The sequence below is a fragment of the Spirochaetota bacterium genome (assembly GCA_004297825.1).
Classification (GTDB): Bacteria; Spirochaetota; UBA4802; order UBA4802; family UBA5368; genus FW300-bin19.
In genome coordinates this window covers 1-5,576 of sequence record SCSX01000032.1, presented here as the reverse complement: position 1 = coordinate 5,576, position 5,576 = coordinate 1, and the positions used below count along the sequence as shown (strand labels likewise).

Annotated in this window: 6 protein-coding genes and 2 tRNA genes; 5 read left to right on the top strand and 3 right to left on the bottom strand. The window is 57.1% G+C overall.

Going from position 1 to position 5,576, the window contains the following annotated elements:
- Nucleotides 1-44: 44 nt before the first annotated feature.
- The 3 genes from EPN93_06075 to EPN93_06065 are packed head-to-tail and all read right to left on the bottom strand — an operon-like array spanning nt 45 to nt 2,186.
- Nucleotides 45-824, bottom strand: coding sequence for a response regulator (locus EPN93_06075; protein ID TAL37183.1), 780 nt, complete (start codon nt 822-824; stop codon nt 45-47).
- Entirely contained in the window at nt 757-1,410 is a 654-nt protein-coding gene (phoU, locus tag EPN93_06070) for a phosphate signaling complex protein PhoU (GenBank protein TAL37182.1), read from the bottom strand. Before phoU ends, EPN93_06075 begins: the two co-directional genes overlap by 68 nt.
- A gap of 20 nt (nt 1,411-1,430) precedes the next feature.
- Nucleotides 1,431-2,186 carry a phosphate ABC transporter ATP-binding protein gene (locus EPN93_06065; protein TAL37181.1) on the bottom strand — a complete coding sequence of 252 codons (756 nt, stop codon included), beginning with the start codon at nt 2,184-2,186 and terminating at the stop codon, nt 1,431-1,433.
- Nucleotides 2,187-2,405: 219 nt separating this feature from the next.
- Here EPN93_06065 and EPN93_06060 point away from each other — a divergent pair, with 219 nt between their 5' ends.
- From EPN93_06060 to EPN93_06040, 5 genes are all read left to right on the top strand, one after another.
- A complete protein-coding gene (locus EPN93_06060) occupies nt 2,406-4,121 on the top strand; it encodes a proline--tRNA ligase (GenBank protein ID TAL37180.1) in 1,716 nt (571 codons plus the stop codon).
- Nucleotides 4,122-4,192: 71 nt separating this feature from the next.
- Nucleotides 4,193-4,267: transfer RNA gene (locus tag EPN93_06055), tRNA-Pro, on the top strand.
- A 5-nt stretch (nt 4,268-4,272) separates the two neighbouring features.
- Nucleotides 4,273-4,346: transfer RNA gene (locus tag EPN93_06050), tRNA-Arg, on the top strand.
- A gap of 310 nt (nt 4,347-4,656) precedes the next feature.
- Entirely contained in the window at nt 4,657-5,172 is a 516-nt protein-coding gene (locus EPN93_06045; GenBank protein TAL37179.1) for a (2Fe-2S)-binding protein, read from the top strand.
- Nucleotides 5,169-5,576 (top strand): hypothetical protein (locus tag EPN93_06040; protein ID TAL37178.1); only part of this gene is annotated, 408 nt, incomplete at its 3' end. The genes EPN93_06045 and EPN93_06040, both read left to right, overlap by 4 nt.

Genomic DNA, 5,576 nt, shown 5'->3' with positions numbered 1-5,576 from the left:
GAATGAATATTTTCGTGCTGACATGCTTTATCCTCATGAAGGATTCAGTCCTTGAACCCGTATCCCACGCCGGAGAAGGTGGTGATGATGTTTTTGTACGCGCCCAGTTTTTTCCGGAGGTTCATGATGTGCACGTCTATGGTCCGGTCTATCACGTACACATCGTCCCCGCGAATGCTGTCGATAATGTTGTCGCGCGTAAAGATTTTCTCGGGATGCTTCATGAAGAGAAAGAGTATCTCGAATTCGGTCTTGGTGAGCTTTACGTCGCCCCCGTCTATCTTGAGCGCGTATTTCTCGGGGTAGAGCTCCACACCCTTGTAGGTGATCTTTTTTTCGGCGAGTATCTGGCTGGCGCGGATATCGCTGCGGCGCAGCACGGCTTTGACGCGCGAGGTGAGCTCCTTCATGCTGAAGGGTTTCGCCACGTAGTCGTCGGCGCCCAGCTCAAGGCCCAGTACCTTGTCCAGTTCCTCCGTTTTCGCCGAGAGGAAAATGATGGGTATGTCCCGGTATTCCTGGGACGCCTTGAGCTTCTTGCAAAGCTCGAATCCGTCCATCCCGTCCATCATGACGTCAAGCAGCATAAGGTCGGGCCTGGTCTTGCCAAGCTCGCGATAGGCGTCCTCGGCCGAGGAAAACGTGGTTATATCGAGGTTCTGCGATGAAAGGTTCATCCTGATAATGTCCTGGATGTCCTTCTCGTCGTCGACAACGAATATTTTCTTTTTCATCGCGCTGGGAGTTACCCCGCTCCTATTTGCTGTGACGTATATCCTCGCCGCCGATATAATAAATCGCGCGCTCGGCGATGTTGGTGGCATGGTCCCCGATGCGCTCGAGGGCTTTCGAAACCATGATGAGACCCAGGGCCTGGCTGATCGTGGCGGGGTTCTCGAGCATATAGGATATGAGCTCGCGGTAGACCTGGACGTTGAGCGCGTCTATGTCCGCGTCGCGTTCGATCACCTTCCGCGCGCGCTCCGTGCTCTTCTCGGTCATGGCCAGGAAGCATTCCTTGAGCATCTCGACACTATACTGCGCCATGATGGGAATGTCAACCAGGGGTTTCAGGGGCGCCCTTCCGTTCAGGCGGATCGCCTCCTTCGCGATAGCCGTCGCGAAATCCCCTATCCGCTCAAGATCTGTGTTGATCTTGAGCATGGCGAGCACCAGCCGCAGGTCAGCGGCGGCGGGCTGCTTGGTCACGAGGATGCGAATACACTCGTCGTCGATCAGCTTTTCGAGCTCGTCAAGCCTGTTGTCGCTCTGTATGACCTCGTTGGCGAGCCTGCCGTCGCTCTTCTTGTACGCCTCCACGGAGCGGTGGATCGCCTCGATGGCGAGGTCCGCCATCTCGAAGATGCGCATCTTCGCGTGTTCGAGCTCCTGTTCAAGGTGTGTGGGCATGTGTCTCCTCCCCGTGTGAATCAGCCGAATTTACCCGTGATATAGTTTTCCGTCATCTGGTTTTCGGGTTTCGTGAATATGACGTCGGTGCGGTTGAGCTCAACGAGGCGCCCCATGTAGAAGAACGCGGTGTAGTCGCTCACACGCGCCGCCTGCTGCATGTTGTGGGTCACGATGATGATCGTGTAGGTTTTCTTCAAGTCCTGGATCAGCTCCTCGATTTTCTGCGTGGAGAGGGGGTCGAGCGCGGACGCGGGCTCGTCCATGAGAATGACCTCCGGCTCGATGGCGATCGTGCGGGCGATGCACAGGCGCTGCTGCTGGCCGCCGGAGAGCCGCATGGCGGAATCGTTCAGGCGGTCGCGGACCTCGTCCCAGAGCGCGGTATTCTTGAGCGAGTTCTCGACGCGCTTCTCGATCTCGTAGCGGTCGGTAATGCCGTTTATCCTGAGCCCGTAGGCGATGTTCTCGAAGATGGACTTGGGGAAAGGGTTCGACTTCTGGAACACCATTCCCACGCGCCTGCGGAGACTCGTGACGTCGAACTTGTTCCCGAATATCGACTCCCCGTCTATGGATATATCCCCCTCGACCCTGGTATGGGGAATGATATCGTTCATTCGGTTGACGCAGCGCAGGAATGTCGACTTCCCGCAGCCAGACGGGCCTATGAGCGCGAGCACGGTGTTGGCGTACACGGGGATGGAGATGTCCTGTATCGCCATCTTTTCACTGTAGTAAAATGTCAGGTTTTTCGATATGACCTTGGTGTCCATTCCCGCTCCCGCGCGTGGATATTTCAATTTCCAGTGCGATGTCAATTTTCAAAGAACAGGTGAAGACTATTTAATAAAATAATGAAGAAAATGTTAATTTTAGCGAAAGGGGCCTGTTGCCGGTTCAGGGACGCCGCGGCCGGGCAGAAATTTTGATTGTATTTTTTAGCGCGCCGATAAGCATACACCAATTAAAAACGCAAGGAGCACGTGCACGCCATGAGATTTACCCGTTACCCCGTCCCCACGCTCAAGGAAGACCCGTCCGACGCCGTGGTTATGAACCACCGGCTCATGATCCGCGCGGGCCTCATCCGCAAGGAATCGGCCGGCATGTATATTTACCTGCCGCTGGGATTCCGCGTGCTCAGGAAGGTGATCGAAATCGTGAGGGAGGAGATGGACCGGGCGGGCGCCGTCGAGTTTCTCATGCCCGAGCTGACCAGCGCGGATTTATGGAAGGAATCCGGCCGCTGGGAAACCATGGGGCCCGAGCTGTTCCGCATACGGGACAGGAATTCCATGGAATACGCCCTTGCGCCCACGCACGAGGAGGCCTTCACCTCCGCGATGCGCACGATCATCTCGAGCTACCGCGACCTTCCCGTAAACGCGTACCAGATCAACACCAAGTTCCGCGACGAGATCCGCCCCCGCTTCGGCGTGATGCGGAGCAAGGAATTCATCATGAAGGACGCCTACAGCTTCGACATGGACGAGAAGGGGCTGGACGCGAGCTACCAGGTCATGCGCAAGACCTACCGCACCGTCTTTAAGCGATGCGGGCTGGAAACCATCCCCGTCGAGGCGGATACCGGCGCAATGGGGGGGAGCAATTCCGAGGAGTTCATGGTCGCCTCCGAGGTCGGTGAGGAAGTGCTGCTTATCTGCCCCGCCTGCGCCTACAAGGCGAACCAGGAGCGCGCCGAATTCGCGCGCCTCGCGGCGAAGGAGAGCGCCCCCGAGGAACTTCGCATCGTGGAAACCCCGAACGTGCGCACGATCGACGAGCTCGCCGCGTTTTTCTCCTGCGAGCCCGACACATTTCTGAAAAGCATCATCTACCTTGCCGACGGGAAGCCCGTCATGGCCGTGGTGCCCGGGGGGAGAGAGATCAACGAGGTGAAGCTCCGGAACGCGCTCAAGGCGGCGGAACTGGAGCTCGCCCCGAACAACGTGGTCGAGGAGGTCACCGGCGCGCCCGTGGGCTTCGCCGGGCCGGTGAGCAAAAGAACCGTACGCATGATTTTCGATACGGGCGTCGCGGGGATCGCGAACGCGATCACCGGCGCGAACGAGGTGGACCGGCATTACGCGGGCGTCAATCCCGGACGGGATTTCAAGATCGCCGAGCAGACCGATATCACGAGCGCGCGCAAGGGGGACGCGTGTCCCCGCTGTAGCACCGCCATGGACGAGAAGAAGGGCATCGAGGTGGGGCACATCTTCAAGCTGGGTTACAAGTACACGAAGTCGATGGAGCTCACGGTGCTGGACGAGCGCGGCAAGGCGGTGCATCCCATCATGGGGTGCTACGGGATCGGCGTGAACCGCACGATGGCCGCCATCGTCGAGCAGCACTATGACGGGAAGGGGATCATCTGGCCAATCACGGTCGCGCCCTTCCAGGTGCACCTCGTGGGAATCGCGAAGACCGAGGACGAGGCGAGGGCAGTGGACGAGATATACGACACGCTCTGCCATGCCGGCATCGAGGTGCTCTACGACGACCGCAAGGCGAGCCCCGGCGTGAAATTCGCGGACGCGGACCTCATAGGCATCCCGATCAGGATCACCGCGGGGAAGGGTTTCTTCCAGAGCGGGGAGGTCGAGATCAAGCTCAGGCGCTCCACGGAGGTTGCGAAGCAGCCCGTGGGGGGACTGGTCACGAGCCTGCACTCGATGATCGAGGAAGAGTATCTGAAATTCTGCTGAGGGCGGTATCTGCCCCGGGGCTTAATTTTTTATTGACACCCCTGTTTTCCGATTATAATGGGCTCACTTCACGGGGTGTAGCTCAGTCCGGTTAGAGCGCGTGGTTTGGGACCATGAGGTCGGAGGTTCGAATCCTCTCACCCCGAAAGATGCGCCCGTAGCTCAGTCGGATAGAGCAACAGCCTTCTAAGCTGTGGGTCGGGGGTTCGATTCCCTCCGGGCGCGCATACGATCTCACCTGCGTTCCCGGGGGCCACGTATCCGCATGCATTGTTTCCCGTCCTGCTCGTACTACACGATTCCGTCGATAGTGCACATTCCTGCGAATCAATTATTGATTGACCTTGCAACCTCGATCGTTACAATAAGAGCATCAAATATTTTTCAGGCCCGCCGTCAATGGGCTGCTTACCCGCAAGAGGTAGCTTTTCCGGGGAGAATGCCTCCGATTTGAGACGAATTGTCGGGGTAACGAAACCTGAAAGAGTACGGAAATTCCTGAATTGTAAAATGCAGTATCAAATGGAGGACCGCCATGGCCGGGAAAGAAAACAAAATCCGTATGAAAATTAACGAAGCCTGGCACGAGTTTTCGCTCGACAGGGATATTACGCCAAATATGACCCTGGCTTATTTGCTGCGCGAAAAGCTCGGGTTGACCGGCCTCAAGGTTTCCTGCGATGAAGGCGCCTGCGGAGCCTGTACGATTATCATGGATGGGAAACCGGTCTTATCCTGCCTCACGCTCGCCGTACAGGCGAACGGCCATGAAATAATCACCATCGAAGGACTTCCCGACGACGATCCCGTCGTAGAGGCCTTTGCGGAACAATGTGAACCCGGTTATGGGACCGCTTTACAATGCGGATTTTGCACCCCCGGCTTCGTCATGAGTACGAAGGCCCTGCTGAAAGAAAAACCCAAACCGAGTCTCGTCGAGATCAAAGAGGCCCTTTCCGGACATATCTGCCGCTGCGGCTGTTATGCGGGTATTGCGCAAGCAGCTGTCCACGCGGGGGAAAAAATTCAAACAAGGGGCGGAAAATCATGAAACAGGGCTATAAGCAGCGTACGGATCGCAAGTTTATCGGCGGATACCGCCCCCGGATAGACGGCCTGGAAAAAGCGTCGGGCAAGGTCAAATATGCGGATGATATTTCCCTGAAAAGCAATTATCCCGATATGCTTTACGCGAAAGTTCTGCGCAGCCCGTATGCTCATGCGAGAATAAAAAGCATGGATATCGCCAGGGCCGAGAAGCTTCCCGGCGTAAAAGCAATACTCACCTACAAGGATCCGGAGCTGGCTTCGCTAAGGGCTACGAACGCGGGCTGGACGGATGGCGTGGATACTGTTTCCTACGATCGGATGATGTGGGGCCATTTTCGCGATCGACGCGTCCTGGGAGATCATGCCTGCTGGGCCACCGACGAAGTAGGTGCTGTGGTCGCGGCG